Below are 17,287 nucleotides of genomic sequence, written 5' to 3' on the forward strand. Positions count from 1 at the left end.
GCAGGGACACGACACCACCATGACCTCATTCACCGGCCTCGACACCCTCGTCTTCCTCATCTACTTCGTCGCCATTTCGGCCTACGGCATCTGGATCTACTGGAGCAAGAAACGCTCATCGGGCAAGGCCACCCACGACTTCTTCCTGGCCGAAGGCTCGCTCACGTGGTGGGCCATCGGCGCCTCGCTGATCGCATCAAACATCTCGGCCGAGCAGTTCATCGGCATGAGCGGAGCGGGCTTTCGCATCGGCATGGCGATTGCCGTGTACGAGCTGATGGCCGCAGCGACCCTGGTCATCGTCGCCGTGTTCTTCATGCCGATCTACCTGAAGAACCGCATCTATACGATGCCGCAATTTCTGGAGCAGCGCTACGGCCCGGCGGTGGCGGCAACGATGGCCGTGTTCTGGCTCGGGCTGTACGTGGTGGTCAACCTTACCGCCATCCTGTACCTGGGCGCGCTGGCGATCAGCAGTATCGCCGGGCTGAACGTGCTGGCCTGCATGCTGTTCCTGGCCGTGTTTGCCACCGTGATCACGCTGGGCGGCATGAAGGTGATCGGCTATACCGACGTGATCCAGGTGCTGTGCCTGGTGATCGGCGGGCTGGTCACGACCTGGATCGCGCTCGACCTGGTGGCGGCGCTGGCCGGTGGCCAGGGTGCGGTGCGTGGCCTGAGCGAGCTGTACCTGCGCGCCGGTGAGCATTTCAATATGGTGCTCACGCGCGACGATCCCAACTACATGGATCTGCCCGGCATGTCGACCATCATCGGCGGGATGCTGATCGTGAACCTCAACTATTGGGGCTGCAACCAGTACATCGTCCAGCGCGCACTGGGCGCCAACCTGCACACGGCGCGCAAGGGCCTGCTGTTCGCGGCCTTTCTCAAGCTGCTGATGCCGGTCATCGTGGTCTTGCCCGGCATCGCCGCCTATGCGCTCGACAAGTCGGGCACGCTTGGCGACGCGATGCGGCCGGGCGGCGAACTCAATCCGGACCGCGCCTACCCTACCCTGCTGGCGTTGCTGCCGGCCGGGCTCAAGGGGCTTGCGTTCGCCGCGCTCGTTGCGGCGGTCGTTGCGTCGCTGGCCGGCAAGGCCAATAGCGTGGCGACGATCTTCACGCTCGACGTCTACAACAAGCACGTCAACCGCGGGGCCAGCGAGCAGCGCATGGTCTGGATCGGCCGGATTTCGGTGGTGGCGGCGATGGCCATTGCCGTGCTGCTCGCGCCCTTGCTGGGGATCGACAAGAAAGGTGGCTTCCAGTACATCCAGGAATACACCGGCTTTGTGTCGCCCGGCATCCTGGCGATGTTTTTGCTGGGCTTTTACTGGCGCAAGACCACCGCTGCGGCGGCCATGTTTGCCACGATTGGCGGGCTGGTGTTTTCGGTGTTTCTCAAGTTCTTGCCAATGGTGATGGATCTGGGGTTTCTGGCGCCGATCGGATTTGCGGTCAATAACGGCGCCGGTGTATATGAGATCCCGTTCCTTGACCGGATGCTGATCGTGTTTGTCATGGTGGTGATTGGTATGGTTTTGTTGAGCACGACAGCGCAGCGCGACGGCAGCCACAAGCGGATGGTGATCGACCGGTCGATGTTCCGCGTGGATCGCGGCTTTGCGGTTGGGTCGGTGGTTATTTTTATCGTGCTGGTGGCGATTTACGGAGGCTGGTAGTTTGAAGGACCGTCGTCGCGCCGGTTCGATTTGTCGTTCGAAGGGAACGAGATCGGCAGCGCGCTCGTGTTCACAGCTGGGTCCGTGTCCGAATGTCAGACCTGACCCCGGCTTGTGCCCCGGCTTGATGCTGCTCCAGCAATCATGTTTTACCGCAAAAAGCAATTGTCGTTTGACATGATTGCTGCTATAATTGCTGCCCTTTTACAACAAAACCCACGGTAGCACATCTGCTATCGATCGTTTTCCATGCCGTGCATGGGGACCGAACCCTGGGCCAACCGCCCGCATCAAGCAACGTTCGCTGCATCGCGGCTGAACGCTACTCAGCGTCAATAACACGCACACAGCACCCGGCACGCACTGCGCAACTCGCGAGCGCCGTTACGCCTTTGGCATTGTCGCCGCGTCGACAAGCCAGGCACCGCTGTCTGCTTCACCACCATGTCGCGATCTCCGCCGCGGGCCTCGTTGCCGGCGGCGATTTCATTTCATTAGACAGATCGAGGGGGAACCACACCGTGGCAAAACAAATCATCATCGACCAGGTCTTCAAAGTCTTCGGCGATCAACCGGAAGCCGCCCTGGACCTGGTTCGCCAGGGCGCCAGCAAGCAGGATATCCTGGCGCAGACCGCCTGCACCATCGGCGTGTTCGACGCCAGCTTCACGATCGAAGCCGGCGAAATTTTCGTCATCATGGGCTTGTCCGGGTCGGGCAAATCGACCATGGTGCGGATGCTCAATCGCCTGATCGAACCGACCGCCGGTCGCATCCTGATCGACGGCAACGACATCAACACCCTGCCCGATGCCCAGCTGCGCGCGCTGCGCCGCAAGGACATCAGCATGGTGTTCCAGTCGTTCGCGCTGCTGCCGCAACTTACCGTGCTCGACAACACTGCGTTCGGCATGGAGCTGGCCGGCACGCCGAAGGCCGAGCGCCATGCGCTGGCCTTGCAGGCACTGGACCAGGTGGGCCTGGCCGGGTACGGCGCCAGCTATCCGGACGAATTATCGGGCGGCATGCAGCAGCGCGTGGGCCTGGCCCGCGCGCTGGCATGCGATCCCGCCATCCTGCTGATGGACGAGGCGTTCTCGGCGCTCGACCCGATCATGCGCACCGAGATGCAATCCGAGCTGCTGCGCCTGCAGCAGATCAAGCGCCGCACCATCGTGTTCATCTCGCACGATCTCGACGAAGCGATGCGCATCGGCGACCGGGTCGCCATCATGAAGGACGGCCATGTCGTGCAGGTCGGCACGCCCGAAGACATCCTGCGCCAGCCTGCCAACGACTACGTGCGCAACTTCGTGCGCGGCGTCGATGCGGCGGCCGTGTTCAAGGCCGGCGATATCGCCCGTAAAAGCCAGATCGTGGTGTCGGAGTCGCCAGCGCGCGGTTCGCGCGCAGCGCTGTCGATGCTGGAAGAACAGGATCGGGCCTATGCCTACGTCGTCGACCCGCAGCAGAAATTCCTGGGCGTGGTCTCGGCCGACTCGCTGCGCAGCGCGCTCGACGGCCACGTCGGCCCGCTGGGCCTGGCGCATGCCTACCTGCCCGATGTCACCACCATCGATGCCGACGAACCGGTGGCCGGCCTGTTCGGCCAGGTCGCGCAGATGCCCTATGGCGTGCCCGTCGTGACGAACGATGGCAAATACCGCGGCGCCATCAGCAAGACCACCCTGCTGAAGTTCCTTGACCGCGACACGCCGCCCATCGCCGCACCACACACCCCGAAAGGACAAGCATGAATTCCGGCACCGCCAAAGCGACCCAAGCCGTCGCCCCACAAGCTGCGCAGATCAATCCATGGCTGCCGACCCCGCCGCGCGATACTTCCTGGCTCGACGCCGCACCAGCCGCATCGCCCGATCAGGCCAGCGTCGGGCTGTCCGACCTGCTGGACGGCTCGCTGCCGCTCCAGTCCGGGATCAACGACGCGCTGGGCTGGGTGGTTGAACACTTCCGGCCATTCTTCCAGATCGTGCGCGCGCCCATCGACGCCACGCTCGACGCCGTCAGCGCGCTGCTGCTGGCTGCGCCAGCGCTCGCAGTGATCGCCGTTATCGGCGTGCTGGCCTGGCAATTCACTACCCGCACGCTCGCCATCGGCACCGTGGTGGCGCTATTGATCGTGTCGATGCTGGGCATCTGGTCTGACGCCATGATCACGCTGTCGCTGGTGCTGACGTCGCTCGCGTTCTGCATGGTGATCGGCCTGCCACTGGGGATTTTCCTGGCCAGCAGCGACCGCGCCCAGAACCTCTTGCGACCGCTGCTCGACGCCATGCAGACCACGCCGGCCTTCGTCTACCTGGTGCCGGTGGTGATGCTGTTTGGTATCGGTAATGCGCCGGGCGTGATCGTGACGATCATCTTTGCCCTGCCACCGCTGGTGCGCCTGACCAATCTCGGTATCCGCCAGGTGCGGCCCGACCTGATCGAGGCGGCGCGCGCCTATGGCGCCTCGCCATGGCAGTTACTGACCCGCGTCCAGTTTCCGCTGGCGATGCCATCGATCATGGCTGGCATCAACCAGTCGCTGATGCTGTCGCTGTCGATGGTCGTGATCGCCTCGATGATCGCCGTCGGCGGCCTGGGCCAGATGGTCTTGCGCGGCATCGGCCGCCTGGACATGGGTCTCGCAACCGTGGGTGGCCTGGGCATCGTGCTGCTGGCAATCACGCTGGACCGCCTGACGCAATCGATGGGACAGCCGCGTCGTGGCGTACGCCACTGGTACCAGACTGGCCCGGCCGGCCTCATCCTGCGCCTGACGCGCGGCAAGCCACAATCATAAAAAGGAACACGAATGCATCGCATGAAAAAATTTACGATCAAACACCAGTCACGACGCATGTTTCGCTGGATCGCCACCATCGCGCTTGGCGCACTGGCGCTGACTACCCACCTGGCCATGGCGCAAACCCCGGCGGACGCCCTTCCCGGCAAGGGGATCAAGGTGCAAGCGCTGCAAAGCCCGGTTGCCGAAGAGACGTTCCAGACCATGCTGGTCGACCGTGCTCTGGCAGCGCTGGGCTACGCACCGCAACCGATCAAGGAAGTGGAATACCCAACGGCCCACATCGCCATTGCCAATGGCGACGCCACGTTCCTGGCGGTGCACTGGGATCCCTTGCACAAGGATTTCTATGACAACGCGGGCGGCGACGCCAAACTGCTGCGCATGGGCGAGTACGCCGGGCCGGCCGCCCAGGGCTACCTGATCGACAAGGCCACCGCCGACAAGTACGGCATCACGAATATCGGCCAGTTGCGCGAGCCACGCCTGGCCAAGCTGTTTGACAACGATGGCGATGGCAAGGCAGACATGGCCGGTTGCAATCCGGGCTGGGGCTGCGAAGCGATGATCGAGCAGCACATGGACGGCTTCAAGCTGCGCGGCACGGTCACGCACGTGCAGGGTAATTACTCCGCATTGATCGCCGACACCATCGGCCGCTTCAAGCGCGGCGCCCCGATCCTGTATTACGCCTGGACACCCTACTGGGTCAATGGCGTCCTGATTCCGGGCAAGGATGTCGTGTGGCTGCAGGCGCCGAAGACCGCGTATCCGGGCAAGCCCGATACAAGCCTGCCCGATGGCAGCGACTACGGCTTTGCCATCAACACGACGCGCTTTGTCGTAAACCGTACCTGGGCTGAGAAAAACCCGGCAGCCGTGAAGCTGTTCCAGGTGATGCGCCTGCCGATCGCCGATATCGATGCGCAGAATGCGCGCATGCGCAGTGGCGAAAACTCACAGGCCGATATTGCGCGCCATGTGTCGGGCTGGATCAAGTTCCATCAGAAGGAATTTGATGGCTGGATTGCGCAGGCGCGGGCGGCAGTAACGAGGTGATCTTGCTGCAGTCAAGGTGCAGCGCCGTCAGCATACATTGATTGCGATCAGCCTGACGGCTGCTGTCTTGCCCCGGCTGCACTGTCGATAGAGGCCCGTGATCAAAACCGGGATGGGTGATGGACGAGCCCCCCCCCCATCCTTGCAAGCCCGGTTGATTAACGGATGAGTCACTGGTATTGCTGGCGTCGAAACATCTGTTCGCTTAACCATCCATGTTGGTTAGTTACATTTTATCTGGCTATCTCGCTGTTTTTTTCGCGACGCTCAACTTCCTGACGCCCTGCCTGTTTCATGCATTGCTATCGGCCACTAGCTCAATTGCGCTGGCGGGCAAACAAGGCCGATGCCTTTTTAAGCTGTCTGCGTCACGACGAAGTTGCCGGTCTTCCTGCACCAAATGACGGACACGCTGCTGCTTGGCGCTCAACAGTTCGGCATTGCCTGGCTGGCTTTGTTGTTTGGACTCGTCGTTCGCAACCCTATCGGTCGTCGTACTGGCTCTGAGCTGCCCTCACCTGTTCCGCGTGCGCATTCACCCAATGCAAAAGGTTCTGCAACGGATCGAGCAAGCTCTCGCCAAGGTCAGTGAGCTCGTATTCAACGCGTGGCGGGACCTCGGGAAAAACCTCGCGCACTATCAGGCCGTCGCGCTCAAGGTTGCGCAGCGTTGCGGTGAGCATCTTTTGCGAAATTCCGGGGATGCATTTCTCGATCACGGAAAAGCGGGCGCGCCAATCAGGAAACATCTCCAGGGTAAGCAAAATGAAGATGCTCCATTTGTCGCCCACCTTGGTCAATATTTCGCGAATGGCACCCGGGTCCTTGCTATTACAGAGTTCGGTGGGATCAGGCGGCATCGTTCTTTTTTCTCGCGGGCTCAAGACTTACCTCCAGGTTAGTGACTGACTATTAAGTGCCTCCTTACGAAGACTTACAAATCTCGATATTCTTGCACACCTGAGATGCGGAACTATTTTTAAATGCAACACGAGTTTTTGCATCCGATTTATGCCGAATAAACCCATATGCGCAGCGTGGCGCCTTTCCCATCGGATCGGCAGAGAGCGATGCAGCCGTGGACATTGAACGAACAACCGTCCGGAACCAGATGCTCGGTGCCGGCCAAACACATAGACGTTTTTGTAACCGGAGAAAAAGCAATGATCGACCACCTCATTTTGACTGTCAGCGATGTCCAGCGGTCGTTGGCATTTTACGAAGCGGCGCTGGCGCCGCTGAACATCTCGATGTTCATGCCATTCAAAGGCAACAACGGAAACCCCGATCTGTGGGGGTTCGGCGATGGCAAGCGCGCGTTCTTCTGGCTGAAACAGGGATCACCTTCTCCGGAGGCGATCCACTGGGGTTTCGAGGCTGGCGACAACCAGCAAGTCGACACTTTCTACGAAGCGGCGATGGCGGCCGGTGCCAAGGATCGCATCTCACCACGCGCAAGGCTGGAGTTTTATCCTGGCTACTATGCCGCCGATGTGATTGATCCCGATGGCTACCATTTTGAAGTGGTGCACAAGGCTTGATCGTGCCTGACAGGATCGGACAGCCAGACCATGGCCCCATCCTTCATCTGCTGGAAACTGGCGATCGTTCCCCCCTCGGGGTTTTGATATCTCAACGAAAGATACACATGTCCCAATCTACTGTCCCTGGCAATCCCCTGCGTCGCAATCTGCTCGTGGGAAGTGCTGCAGCGATTGCTGGTTCAATCACTGCGATCGGGTCAGCCCAAGCCGTAGTCGCCACACCAGCCAAAGGGAAACCAGCCGTGACAAATAACATCATCACCACCAAGGATGGCACCCAAATTTTTTACAAGGATTGGGGCGCGGGCCAGCCGATCGTGTTCCACCACGGCTGGCCGCTGTCCGGCGATGACTGGGATGCCCAGATGATGTTCTTCGCATCCAAAGGCTACCGCGTCATTGCGCACGACCGTCGCGGGCACGGCCGTTCCAGCCCCAGCGCCAGCGGGAATGACATGAACACCTATGCGGCCGACGTGGCCGCTCTTACCGAACACCTGGGGCTGCGCAATGCGATCCACGTCGGCCATTCCACCGGCGGCGGCGAAGTGATCCGATATGTCGCGCTGTATGGCAGCGGCGGACGCGTTGCCAAGGCAGTATTGATCGGCGCGATTACACCGATCCTGATGAAGACCAGCGCCAATCCCGACGGCGTGCCGCCCGAAGTGATCGACGGCATACGCAAGGCAGTTGCCGGCAACCGTGCCCAGTTCTACAAGGATTTTTCGAGTGGTCCGTTCTACGGTTTTAACCGCCCGGGTGCGACGGTGCTGACGGGGGTGTCGGACAACTGGGTGCGCCAGGGCATGGCCGGCGACATCAAGGCGCAGTACGACTGCATTACCGCATTCTCGGAGACCGATTTCACGGCCGACCTCCCAAAGATCACGGTCCCCGTGCTGGTCTTGCATGGCGAGGACGACCAGATCGCGCCGGTCGCGGGCACCGCCAGACGCGCCGTCAAGTTGCTGAAACATGCCACGCTGAAAACCTATCCGGGCTTTCCTCATGGTATGGCAACCACGCAGGCGGATGTGATCAACGCCGATATGCTGGCTTTCTTCCAATCCTGATCGCGATCGGGGGTGCGACGATCTCGCATCCCTGATCGACCTGGTTTCCGATTCCATCGATGTCGGCGAAGGAGTTCACTTTGTTCACCCTGTCTCAGATTGAATACGCACAACTGCGCCTCGTATTTCCTGATCTTCCTGAGACACCGCTGATCGTGCGCGCCTTCGATCATGCTCGCGCGCACATGCCAGACTATCTGTTTAACCACGTCCTACGCTCGTGGATCTTTGCCACCCGCATCGCCGCCATGCACGCAATCGCCTACGATGCCGAGGTCGTGGCCGTCTCGACCATCCTGCACGACATCGGCCTCACGCCGCTTGGCGACGGCCCCCATCGCTTCGAAGTCAACGGCGCAGAAGTTGCAGCCGACTTCGTACGGCGCCTGGGCTTCGATGCACGCCGCATACAGCTCGTATGGGATAGCGTCGCCCTGCACGTCACGCCTTCCATCAGCCTGTTCAAAGAGACCGAGGTGGCCCTGTGCGCGCGCGGTATCGGCGTCGACTTCGGCACCCCCGACTACGCCAGTTTTGAGCAAGCCGAGATCGACGCGATCGTCGCGGCCGTGCCACGCCTGAACATGGTGCGCCAGTTCATGTCCTGTGCCTGCCAGATGGCCAGGGACAAGCCGGAAACAACCTATGACAACTTCATGCGCGACTTCGGTGAGCGCTATGTCCCCGGGTACCAGGCGCCGTCGTGGGTGGACCGTATCCTCAACGGTCCGTACGCGGAATAGGCAGATGGACAGCACTCCGCGGTCCGCATCAAGCCTGGCATCGCGACACGGATCTGGCTATTGACATAAGGCGTGCTGAGGCCGAGTGGGACCTCTTTGTCGTAGTTCATTCATGAAAAAAGCTCGCCGAAGCGAGCTTTTTCAAATTTCAAACACAGAGTTTTCCTGAGAAAACTTCACTCCCACTCAATCGTCGCCGGCGGCTTCCCCGAAATATCATAGACAACGCGATTAATCCCGCGCACCTCATTGATAATGCGATTCGACACCTTGCCCATCAACGCATGCGGCAGATGCGCCCATTGCGCCGTCATGAAGTCCAGCGTCTGCACCGCGCGCAGCGCAACCACGTATTCATACGTCCGGCCATCGCCCATCACGCCCACCGATTTCACCGGCAGGAACACGGCAAACGCCTGGCTGGTCGCTTCATACCAGTTCAGCGGCGCCTTGCCGGCATCGATGCCCGGCACCATCGGGACTTCGAACGGCGTATTGCGCAGCTCTTCGATGAAGATCGCATCGGCTTCACGCAGCAGGTCAGCGAACTCTTTCTTGACTTCACCGAGGATGCGTACGCCCAGGCCCGGACCCGGGAACGGGTGACGGTAGACCATGTCATGCGGCAGACCCAGCGCAACGCCGAGTTTGCGCACTTCATCCTTGAACAGTTCGCGCAGTGGCTCGAGCAGTTGCAGGTTCAGCGTCTCTGGCAGGCCGCCCACGTTGTGGTGGCTCTTGATCGTCTGGCCCTTCTTGCCTTTACCAGCCGACTCGATGACGTCCGGATAGATCGTGCCCTGTGCCAGCCACTTGGCATTGGTCAGCTTGCCCGCTTCGACCTGGAACACTTCAACGAACTCGCGGCCGATGATCTTGCGCTTTTGCTCGGGATCGTTCACGCCGGCCAGGTGCCCCATGAACTGGTCTTCGGCATCGACACGGATCACTTTCACGCCCAGGTTCTTGGCGAACATGTCCATGACCATCTTGCCTTCGTCCTTGCGCAGCAGGCCGTGATCGACGAACACGCAGGTCAGCTGGTCGCCGATCGCGCGGTGGATCAGCGCGGCAGCCACGCTCGAGTCGACGCCACCCGACAGACCGAGGATCACGTCATCGGTGCCGACCTGTGCGCGGATCTTCTCCACCGCTTCGCCGATGTAGTCCGGCATGTTCCAGTCCGACTTGCAACCGCAGATCTCGTGCACGAAGCGGCCGATGATGGCTTCGCCCTGCGTCGTGTGCGTCACTTCCGGGTGGAATTGCAGTGCGTAGAAACGGCGCTCTTCGTCGGCCATCGCGGCGATCGGGCAGCTGTCGGTCGAGCCCATCAGCTTGAAGCCTTCCGGCATGTCCAGGACCTTGTCGCCGTGGCTCATCCAGACCTTCAGCATGCCGTGGCCTTCGTCGGTGACGAAGTCGTTGATGCCGTTGAGCAGCGCCGTATGGCCACGGGCACGCACTTCGGCGTAGCCGAATTCGCGCTTCAGGCCGTTTTCGACCTTGCCGCCCAGCTGGGCCGCCATGGTCTGCATGCCGTAGCAGATGCCCAGCACGGGCACGCCGGCTTCGAACACGGCTTGCGGCGCGCGTGGCGAATCGCCTTCGAGCGTCGAATTGTGGCTGCCCGACAGGATGATGCCCGAGGCGCCATAGTTACGGACGAACTCGTCGCTGACGTCGTAGGGGAAGACTTCGGAGAAAACGCCGGCATCGCGCACGCGGCGGGCGATCAGCTGGGTGACCTGGGAACCGAAATCGAGGATGAGGATTTTGGAGTGCATGAGATAGCTGTCAGTAGGAATCTAGGTAGGGTGGACGGGTTTCCCGTCCACGCGTTCAGACAAAGCCAGCACTGATTGAACGCGTGGACGGCAGAGCCGTCCACCCTACGGATGCGGCCGCAAGCGGCCACGTGGGTGCGGCCGATTGCGGCCGCGTCGCGTGTCGTGTTACTCCGAACGGTAGTTCGGCGCTTCTTTCGTGATCTGCACATCGTGCACGTGCGATTCGCGCATGCCGGCCGACGTGATTTCGACGAATTCGGCTTTCGAGCGCAGCTCTTCGATGGTGCTGCAACCGCAGTAACCCATCGACTGGCGCACGCCGCCGATCAGCTGGAAGATGATCGCCAGCACGCTGCCCTTGTAGGCCACGCGGCCTTCGATACCTTCAGGCACGAACTTGTCGGCCTTGCTCGACGCTTCCTGGAAATAGCGGTCGGCCGAACCGTCGGCCATCGCGCCCAGGCTGCCCATGCCGCGGTACGATTTGTAGCTGCGGCCCTGGTACAGGATGACTTCGCCCGGTGCTTCTTCGGTACCGGCGAACATGCTGCCCATCATGACCGTGTGCGCGCCTGCCGCCAGTGCTTTCGAGATGTCGCCCGAGAAGCGGATGCCGCCGTCGGCGATGCATGGCACGCCCGTGCCTTCAAGCGCTTCGGACACATTGGAGATCGCGGTGATCTGCGGCACGCCCACGCCGGCAACGATACGGGTAGTGCAGATCGAGCCAGGGCCGATGCCGACCTTGACCGCATCAGCGCCCGCTTCAACCAGCGCCAGCGCAGCCGCTGCGGTGGCGATATTGCCGCCGATGACGTCCACGTGCGGGTAACGGTCCTTGATCCAGCGGACGCGATCGAGAATGCCCTGCGAGTGGCCGTGGGCGGTGTCGACCACCAGCACGTCCACGCCGGCCGCGACCAGCAGTTCGATGCGCTCTTCGTCGCGCTCGCCGACGCCGACAGCGGCGCCCACGAGCAGCTTGCCCTGCGAATCTTTCGAGGCCAGCGGGTGTTCGTGCGACTTCTGGATATCCTTGACGGTGATCAGGCCGCGCAGCTCGAAGTCGTCGTTGATGACCAGCACGCGCTCGAGGCGGTGCTTGTTCATCAGGCGCTTGGCTTCGGCCGTGTCCGCGTCTTCTTTCACGGTCACCAGCTTGTCGCGCGGCGTCATCTTGGCGCGCGCTTCGGCTTCCAGGTCTTCCTCGAAACGCAGGTCACGGTTGGTGATGATGCCGACCACTTGGTTGCCCTCGACCACCGGGAAGCCGCTGATACCGTGCTGTTGCGACAGCGCCAGCACTTCGCGGATCTTCATGGTCGGTGGAATCGTGATCGGATCGCGCAGCACGCCCGCTTCGAAGCGCTTGACCCGCGCGACTTCGCGCGCCTGGTCGGCTGGACGGAGATTCTTGTGGATGATACCGATACCGCCCTCTTGCGCCATGGCGATCGCCAGGTTCGCTTCGGTCACGGTGTCCATCGCGGCGGACAGCAGCGGAATGTTCAGCGTGATATTGCGGGTGAGCTTGGTGCGCAGGGAAGTTTGGGCCGGAAGAACGTTGGAGTAGGCCGGGACGAGCAGCACGTCATCGAAGGTGAGTGCTTTTTGGAGGAGACGCATAGTATTTCCTATAGGCGCAAAAGCGAATTATACAGAAACCCGTGATTTCCGTCGCCGCCCTGGCCCAAATTTAGTTGGGCCGGTACGGTTTGCGATTGACAGCCAGCCCGAAGCATGGCGAAATCTGTTAATTCTCAGGAGCAATAACTATGTCGCAGATGCCGTACCGCGCCCTTGGCGCCACCCTGCTCTTCCTTGCCGCCACGGCCGCGCAGGCCCAGTATGTCTGGATCGGTCCCGGCGGCACGCGCCAGTATTCCGATCGTCCGCCGCCGCCCGGCACCCCGGCCAGCAAGATCGTCAAGGGACCGGGCCGCGCCAGTCCCGAACTGGCGCCGGCACCGGCGCTGCCCTCCACCACGCCCGTCGAACCAGTCGCCACCGATCCCGCCACCAAGCCGGTGCCGCCGAAAGGCCCGCCCACGCTGGCCGAGCAGGAAGCCGCCTACCGCGCCCGCACCAAGGCGCGTGACGAGGCCAATCTGAAGGCGCAGGAAGAAGCGCAGCGTGCACGCCAGCTGGCCGAACGCTGCAACGCCGCGCGCGAAACGCAGGCGCAGCTCGCGTCCGGCACGCGCATCGCGCGCTACGGCCAGGATGGCCAGAAAAGTTATATGTCGGACGCCGACAGGGCCGCACGGGCCGCGCAGGTCAATCAGGCGCTGCAGGACTGCCGCTAGCGCCTTCCCGCTTGGCCGCGCGCTTGCGGCGCGACTCTTTCGGGTCGGCCACGAGCGGCCGGTAGATTTCGATGCGGTCGCGGTCGCGCAGCACCGTGTCGAGCGTCTTCTTCTTGGCGTAGATGCCCACGGGCTGCGTCGTCAGATTAATATCCGGGAAGGCTTCCAGCACGCCACTGCGCTCGATGGCAATGCCGATCGTCGTGCCAGGTTCGACCTGCAGGTCGCGCAGCCATTCGATCTTGTCGCTGGCGTAGCTGACCGAGACGCCCAGCAGTGCGGGCGCAGACGCGACGTCAGCCATACACGACCTCGGCACGCTTGCAGAACGAATCGACCATGCTGTTGGCGATCATGCCGAACACGGGGCCGACGATCTGCGCCAGGATCATGCTGGAAAACTCATACTGCATGTCGAACTCGATCTTGCAGGCATCCGCGCGCAGCGACTTGAAGCTCCAGGTGGCCTCGAGCAGCTTGAACGGGCCGTCGACCAGGTGCATCTTCATCTGGGTCGGGCGTTGGTTGTGGTTCGATGTCGTGAAGCTCTGCTTGACGCCATGAAAATTAATTTGCAGGGCCGCGACGAGCTTGTCATCGGTGCGTTCGACGATGTTCACGCCACTGCACCAGGGAAGAAACTTGGGATAATCTTCAACTTTGGCAACGAGGTCGAACATCTGTTCTGCGCTATAGCCAAGGAAAACTGATTTGTGCACTACTGCCATTGGTCAACCGTTTGTTATGATGGGGGTCGTTTGCAAGTGGCGCCACCGTTGGCGCAATAGCAGTAGTTTAACCGACACGCGAATTTTCGCCTTTTCATGAGCATCGCTGACAATAAAAAAGCATTTTTTGACTACTTCATCGAAGACCGCTACGAGGCAGGTCTCGTGCTGGAGGGTTGGGAAGTCAAAGCCATCCGCGAAAGCCGGGTGCAGATCAAGGAAGCCTACGTGCTCGTCCGTGACAACGAGCTGTACCTGTTCGGTGCGCACGTCAGTGCATTGACGACCACGTCGAGCTTCAGCCACCCCGAGGCGCTGCGCTCGCGCAAGCTGCTGCTGCACCGCGCCGAGATCGATAAGCTGATCGGCAAGGTGGAACGTTCCGGCTACACGCTGGTGCCGCTGAACCTGCACTTCAAGAAGGGCAATGTGAAGTGCGAGATCGGCCTGGCCAAGGGCAAGAAGCAGCACGACAAGCGCTCGACCGAGAAAGACCGCGACGCCAAGCGCGAAGTCGCTGCGGCGATGAAGACCAACCGGCGCTAAGCCGTTCTACGCATCCCTTGCCGGCAGCGCCAGCACGCGGGCGCCGGTCAGTGCGATCAGTTCACTGTCGTGGGTCGAGAACAGCACCAGGTGTTCCTGCGCCCGCGTGGTGATCTGATCAATGAGAAATGCACGGGCTTCGGCATCGATGCCATTGGTCGGCTCGTCCATCAGCACAACCTGCGCGTTCCCCATCAAGCCGGCGGCCAGCATGAACTTCTTGCGGGTGCCGAGCGACATGTCGCCAAAGCGCGCGCCAAGATACGCCGCGATCCCGAAGCCTTCCAGCAACGCGCGATGCGGCCCGGCGCAGCCACGCAGCGCCTGCACCATGCGCAGGAATTCGTCGCCGGTCATGAAGTCGTAGGCGACCGACGCGTCGGGCACCCAGGCCAGCGCCGCGCGTGCGCCCTGCCCGCGCGCCAGGTCACGCCCGCAGACCAGCACCCGCCCCGCCTGCGGCGCGTCGACGCCGGCCAGCAGCGCCAGCAAGGTCGACTTGCCGGCGGCGTTGGGCCCCACCAGCGCAATGGCGCCTGCGGTAAAGGAAAGGTGCAGGTCCTCGAACACCACCTGGCCGCCGTAGCGCATGCCCAGGCCTTCGGCTGCCAACAAGATCGTCATTGTGTTGCTCCCATCAGGGTCAGTGCAGCGAACGTGAGCGCGGCCTTGAACGCGGCGCCGTACTGGTGCCGCTGCAGCACCGGTGCGCCGAGCAGCGCGAGCAGCAGCAGCGACAGGCCGAGGCAGCGCGCCAGCATTGACAGCAGGTCCGGGCCGCTCCCCGGCGCTACGCGGTACACCAGCCACACCAGGACGGCGATGCTGCCGCCCAGGCCCAGCACGACCAGGTGTTCGGCCGCGAGCGCCTTGGGTACACCGAACGGCATGCTGCGCAGGAAGGGTTCGAGCGGCTGGCGCGCGCGCCAGAACGCGTAGTACAGGCCGGCCAGGGCATACGCGCTGACGGCGCACGCCACCGCGATGAAGCCTGCCGCATCCTGGCGCTTGCCCACCTGGCAGATCATCCACCAGCTGGCCGCATGCACGAGCAGCGCCGCCCCGATGCGCGGCAGCGCCACGTGCAGGTGGCCGCGCCACAAGCTGCGCAACTGCAGCAGCATCAGGAACACCAGCGCAGGAGCACGCAGCACGCCGCTTGCGTCTGTGCGATGCGCGCCACGAGCACGACCAGCACCAAACACCACGGCATGCGCCGCGGTGAGTGTCAGCAGGACCAGCCCAAGAACATACAGGGGAAACAAACCGTCGGCGCCGGGCGGCGATGCGGGGCTCGTGGCCACAGTCCAGAAGGCGACCGCAAACGGCAACGACCACCACTGCAGTGCGACGAGCAGCAAGGCAAGGTCCAGCGCGGGCGCCACGCGCTGCCCATGCAGGCTCGCGCGGGCAAATCCGGCAAGCGCTGCGCCACGCACGAATGGCCTGTGGACGCGAGCCCACAATGCGACCGCCAGCAGCCAGCCGGCGACGTAGATGGCGCCGGTGCGCCAATCAGCGGGATCACGCCAGAAGTGCAGGATCGGCGCGGCCAGCAGCGCGGGCCGCTCGACCAGCGCCAGGCCAAACAAGGCAAGACAGATGACCAGTGCATGCGCATAGCGCGCGTACAGTGCCCGCGACTGCTCGGCGAAGTAGCGGCGGCGCAGCAGGAACAGGGTACCGAAAGGTTCGGCCACCGCTGCCCGCCAGCGCCGCACTGCCATCACTCAGGCCGCGACGCTGGCAGGTTTGACCGCCATCAGTACCGACAGGCGCCAGGCACCAAAGCTCAGCGCCAGCCCGGCCGCCACGCCCAGCGCCAGGTGCAGCGCGCTGTGGAACAGCAGCGGCGCCACCAGACCCGAGACCAGCGCGAACGACATCATCTGGATGAAGCCGATCATCGACGAGGCCAGGCCCCGGTTGTCCGGAAACAGGCCCAGCGCCGTGATCTGGATCGCCGGCATCGCGACCGACAGGCCGAACGTGTAGACGAACAGCGGCAGCACGGCCCACGGCACGGCGGCGGTGAACACCGCGTTGTAGCCGACATTGAAGGCCGCACCCAGCGCCATCACGCCAAAGCCCAGCCACATCATGCGGGTCGGCGTGCTTTTGTGCGCCTGCTTGCCACCCCAGGCCGAACCGACCACCATGCCGCCCACCAGCGGGATGAACATCCAGGCAAATGCCGTCTCGGGCAGGCCGAGGATCACCATGACGAAGTTCGAGGCTGAACCGATGTACAGCGACAGGCCCGAAAACGCGAGGCCCAGCGCCAGCGAAAGCAGCACGAACTGCGGATGGCGCAGCACCTTGATGTAGTTGCGGCCAATGGTCCCCGGGTGGAACACCTGGCGCTTTTCACGCGGCAGGCTCTCGGGCAGGAACTTCAGGCAGACCAGGATCAGCAGCGCGCCGAACACCGCCAGGAACACGAACGACGAGCGCCAGCCGAAGGTCACGTGCAGCCAGCCGCCCAGGACCGGGGCGATCGCCGGCGCCAGGCCGAACACCATCATGATGTGCGACATCATGCGCTGCGCCTGCGCGCCCGAGAAGCGGTCCTGCACGATGGCCTGGCCGATGACGGAGCCCGCACCGGCCGACAGGCCCTGCAACGCGCGAAACACGAGCAGCCAGCCGAAGCTCGGCGCCCACGCCGCGCCAATGGAGGCCAGCGTGTAGACCGTCAGCGCAGTCAGGATCACGGGACGGCGGCCGAACGAATCGGACAGCGTCCCGTAGAACAGCATCATGAACGCAAACGTGAACAGGAACACGCTCAGCGTCTGCTGCACCGCGACCGGCCCGACCGCGAATTCGGCGCCGATGGCCGGCATCGACGGCAGGTAGGTGTCGATGGCCAGGGCCCCGATCATGCCGAGGCAGGCGAGGATGACGGTGAGGATTTTTTGCATGGACGACGCTTTCGGAAGACCTGCCGGCGCCGCACGATGCACGATGCATGGGACCGGATGACGGGCATTGGAGGG

General features: G+C 62.6%; 17 protein-coding genes. 9 read left to right on the top strand and 8 right to left on the bottom strand.

The window, feature by feature from the left end:
* The first annotated feature begins 19 nt into the window (after window positions 1–19).
* The 4 genes from AC56LN_RS13335 (at window position 20) to proX (ending at window position 5,555) form a co-directional block, all read left to right on the top strand.
* Window positions 20–1,687 carry a sodium:solute symporter family transporter gene (locus AC56LN_RS13335; protein WP_499572368.1) on the top strand — a complete coding sequence of 556 codons (1,668 nt, stop codon included), beginning with the start codon at window positions 20–22 and terminating at the stop codon, window positions 1,685–1,687.
* A 521-nt stretch (window positions 1,688–2,208) separates the two neighbouring features.
* Window positions 2,209–3,444, top strand: a complete 1,236-nt coding sequence (proV, locus tag AC56LN_RS13340) for a glycine betaine/L-proline ABC transporter ATP-binding protein ProV (RefSeq protein ID WP_499572370.1) — start codon at window positions 2,209–2,211, stop codon at window positions 3,442–3,444.
* Window positions 3,441–4,493, top strand: a complete 1,053-nt coding sequence (proW, locus tag AC56LN_RS13345; RefSeq protein ID WP_499572372.1) for a glycine betaine/L-proline ABC transporter permease ProW — start codon at window positions 3,441–3,443, stop codon at window positions 4,491–4,493. Before proV ends, proW begins: the two co-directional genes overlap by 4 nt.
* A 57-nt stretch (window positions 4,494–4,550) precedes the next feature.
* Window positions 4,551–5,555, top strand: a complete 1,005-nt coding sequence (proX, locus tag AC56LN_RS13350; protein ID WP_499572494.1) for a glycine betaine/L-proline ABC transporter substrate-binding protein ProX — start codon at window positions 4,551–4,553, stop codon at window positions 5,553–5,555.
* Window positions 5,556–6,037: 482 nt separating this feature from the next.
* Here proX and AC56LN_RS13355 read toward each other — a convergent pair whose 3' ends face one another.
* On the bottom strand, window positions 6,038–6,439 hold the full coding sequence (locus AC56LN_RS13355; RefSeq protein WP_499572374.1) for a winged helix-turn-helix transcriptional regulator: 402 nt from the start codon (window positions 6,437–6,439) through the stop codon (window positions 6,038–6,040).
* Window positions 6,440–6,718: 279 nt separating this feature from the next.
* Between AC56LN_RS13355 and AC56LN_RS13360 the strand changes: the two genes are divergently transcribed.
* From AC56LN_RS13360 to AC56LN_RS13370, 3 genes are all read left to right on the top strand, one after another.
* Window positions 6,719–7,096: a VOC family protein gene (locus AC56LN_RS13360; protein WP_499572376.1), complete on the top strand. Its 378-nt coding sequence runs from the start codon at window positions 6,719–6,721 to the stop codon at window positions 7,094–7,096.
* Between the two features lie 107 nt (window positions 7,097–7,203).
* Window positions 7,204–8,175: an alpha/beta fold hydrolase gene (locus tag AC56LN_RS13365; protein WP_499572495.1), complete on the top strand. Its 972-nt coding sequence runs from the start codon at window positions 7,204–7,206 to the stop codon at window positions 8,173–8,175.
* An 80-nt stretch (window positions 8,176–8,255) separates the two neighbouring features.
* Window positions 8,256–8,918, top strand: coding sequence for an HD domain-containing protein (locus AC56LN_RS13370; RefSeq protein ID WP_499572378.1), 663 nt, complete (start codon window positions 8,256–8,258; stop codon window positions 8,916–8,918).
* Between the two features lie 176 nt (window positions 8,919–9,094).
* On the opposite strand, the gene guaA is transcribed toward AC56LN_RS13370, so the two are convergent.
* Together guaA and guaB are read right to left on the bottom strand one after the other, a co-directional pair.
* Entirely contained in the window at window positions 9,095–10,705 is a 1,611-nt protein-coding gene (gene guaA / locus AC56LN_RS13375; protein WP_499572380.1) for a glutamine-hydrolyzing GMP synthase, read from the bottom strand.
* 168 nt (window positions 10,706–10,873) lie between these two features.
* Complete coding sequence (guaB, locus tag AC56LN_RS13380) at window positions 10,874–12,334, bottom strand: IMP dehydrogenase (RefSeq protein ID WP_482899027.1); 1,461 nt, start codon at window positions 12,332–12,334, stop codon at window positions 10,874–10,876.
* Between the two features lie 149 nt (window positions 12,335–12,483).
* Here guaB and AC56LN_RS13385 point away from each other — a divergent pair, with 149 nt between their 5' ends.
* Window positions 12,484–13,014, top strand: a complete 531-nt coding sequence (locus AC56LN_RS13385) for a DUF4124 domain-containing protein (RefSeq protein ID WP_499572382.1) — start codon at window positions 12,484–12,486, stop codon at window positions 13,012–13,014.
* On the opposite strand, the gene AC56LN_RS13390 is transcribed toward AC56LN_RS13385, so the two are convergent.
* Together AC56LN_RS13390 and AC56LN_RS13395 are read right to left on the bottom strand one after the other, a co-directional pair.
* Entirely contained in the window at window positions 12,986–13,318 is a 333-nt protein-coding gene (locus AC56LN_RS13390) for an RnfH family protein (RefSeq protein WP_499572384.1), read from the bottom strand. The two genes, AC56LN_RS13385 and AC56LN_RS13390, sit on opposite strands and share 29 nt — an antisense overlap.
* Complete coding sequence (locus tag AC56LN_RS13395) at window positions 13,311–13,742, bottom strand: type II toxin-antitoxin system RatA family toxin (protein ID WP_258834442.1); 432 nt, start codon at window positions 13,740–13,742, stop codon at window positions 13,311–13,313. Before AC56LN_RS13395 ends, AC56LN_RS13390 begins: the two co-directional genes overlap by 8 nt.
* Window positions 13,743–13,838: 96 nt before the next feature.
* Between AC56LN_RS13395 and smpB the strand changes: the two genes are divergently transcribed.
* Window positions 13,839–14,288: an SsrA-binding protein SmpB gene (gene smpB, locus AC56LN_RS13400; RefSeq protein ID WP_482899030.1), complete on the top strand. Its 450-nt coding sequence runs from the start codon at window positions 13,839–13,841 to the stop codon at window positions 14,286–14,288.
* Between the two features lie 6 nt (window positions 14,289–14,294).
* On the opposite strand, the gene AC56LN_RS13405 is transcribed toward smpB, so the two are convergent.
* From AC56LN_RS13405 to AC56LN_RS13415, 3 genes are read right to left on the bottom strand one after another with little or no spacing between them, the layout of a single operon-like run.
* The gene (locus tag AC56LN_RS13405; RefSeq protein ID WP_499572386.1) at window positions 14,295–14,912 is read right to left on the bottom strand and encodes an ATP-binding cassette domain-containing protein; all 618 of its coding nucleotides are present in this window, start codon (window positions 14,910–14,912) and stop codon (window positions 14,295–14,297) included.
* Complete coding sequence (locus AC56LN_RS13410) at window positions 14,909–15,988, bottom strand: hypothetical protein (RefSeq protein ID WP_499572388.1); 1,080 nt, start codon at window positions 15,986–15,988, stop codon at window positions 14,909–14,911. The genes AC56LN_RS13405 and AC56LN_RS13410 overlap by 4 nt, the downstream gene beginning before the upstream one ends.
* A gap of 30 nt (window positions 15,989–16,018) precedes the next feature.
* Window positions 16,019–17,212 carry a multidrug effflux MFS transporter gene (locus AC56LN_RS13415; protein WP_499572389.1) on the bottom strand — a complete coding sequence of 398 codons (1,194 nt, stop codon included), beginning with the start codon at window positions 17,210–17,212 and terminating at the stop codon, window positions 16,019–16,021.
* Between the last annotated feature and the right edge of the window lie 75 nt (window positions 17,213–17,287).

The sequence above is a fragment of the Telluria sp. ZT3P26 genome (assembly GCF_059686035.1).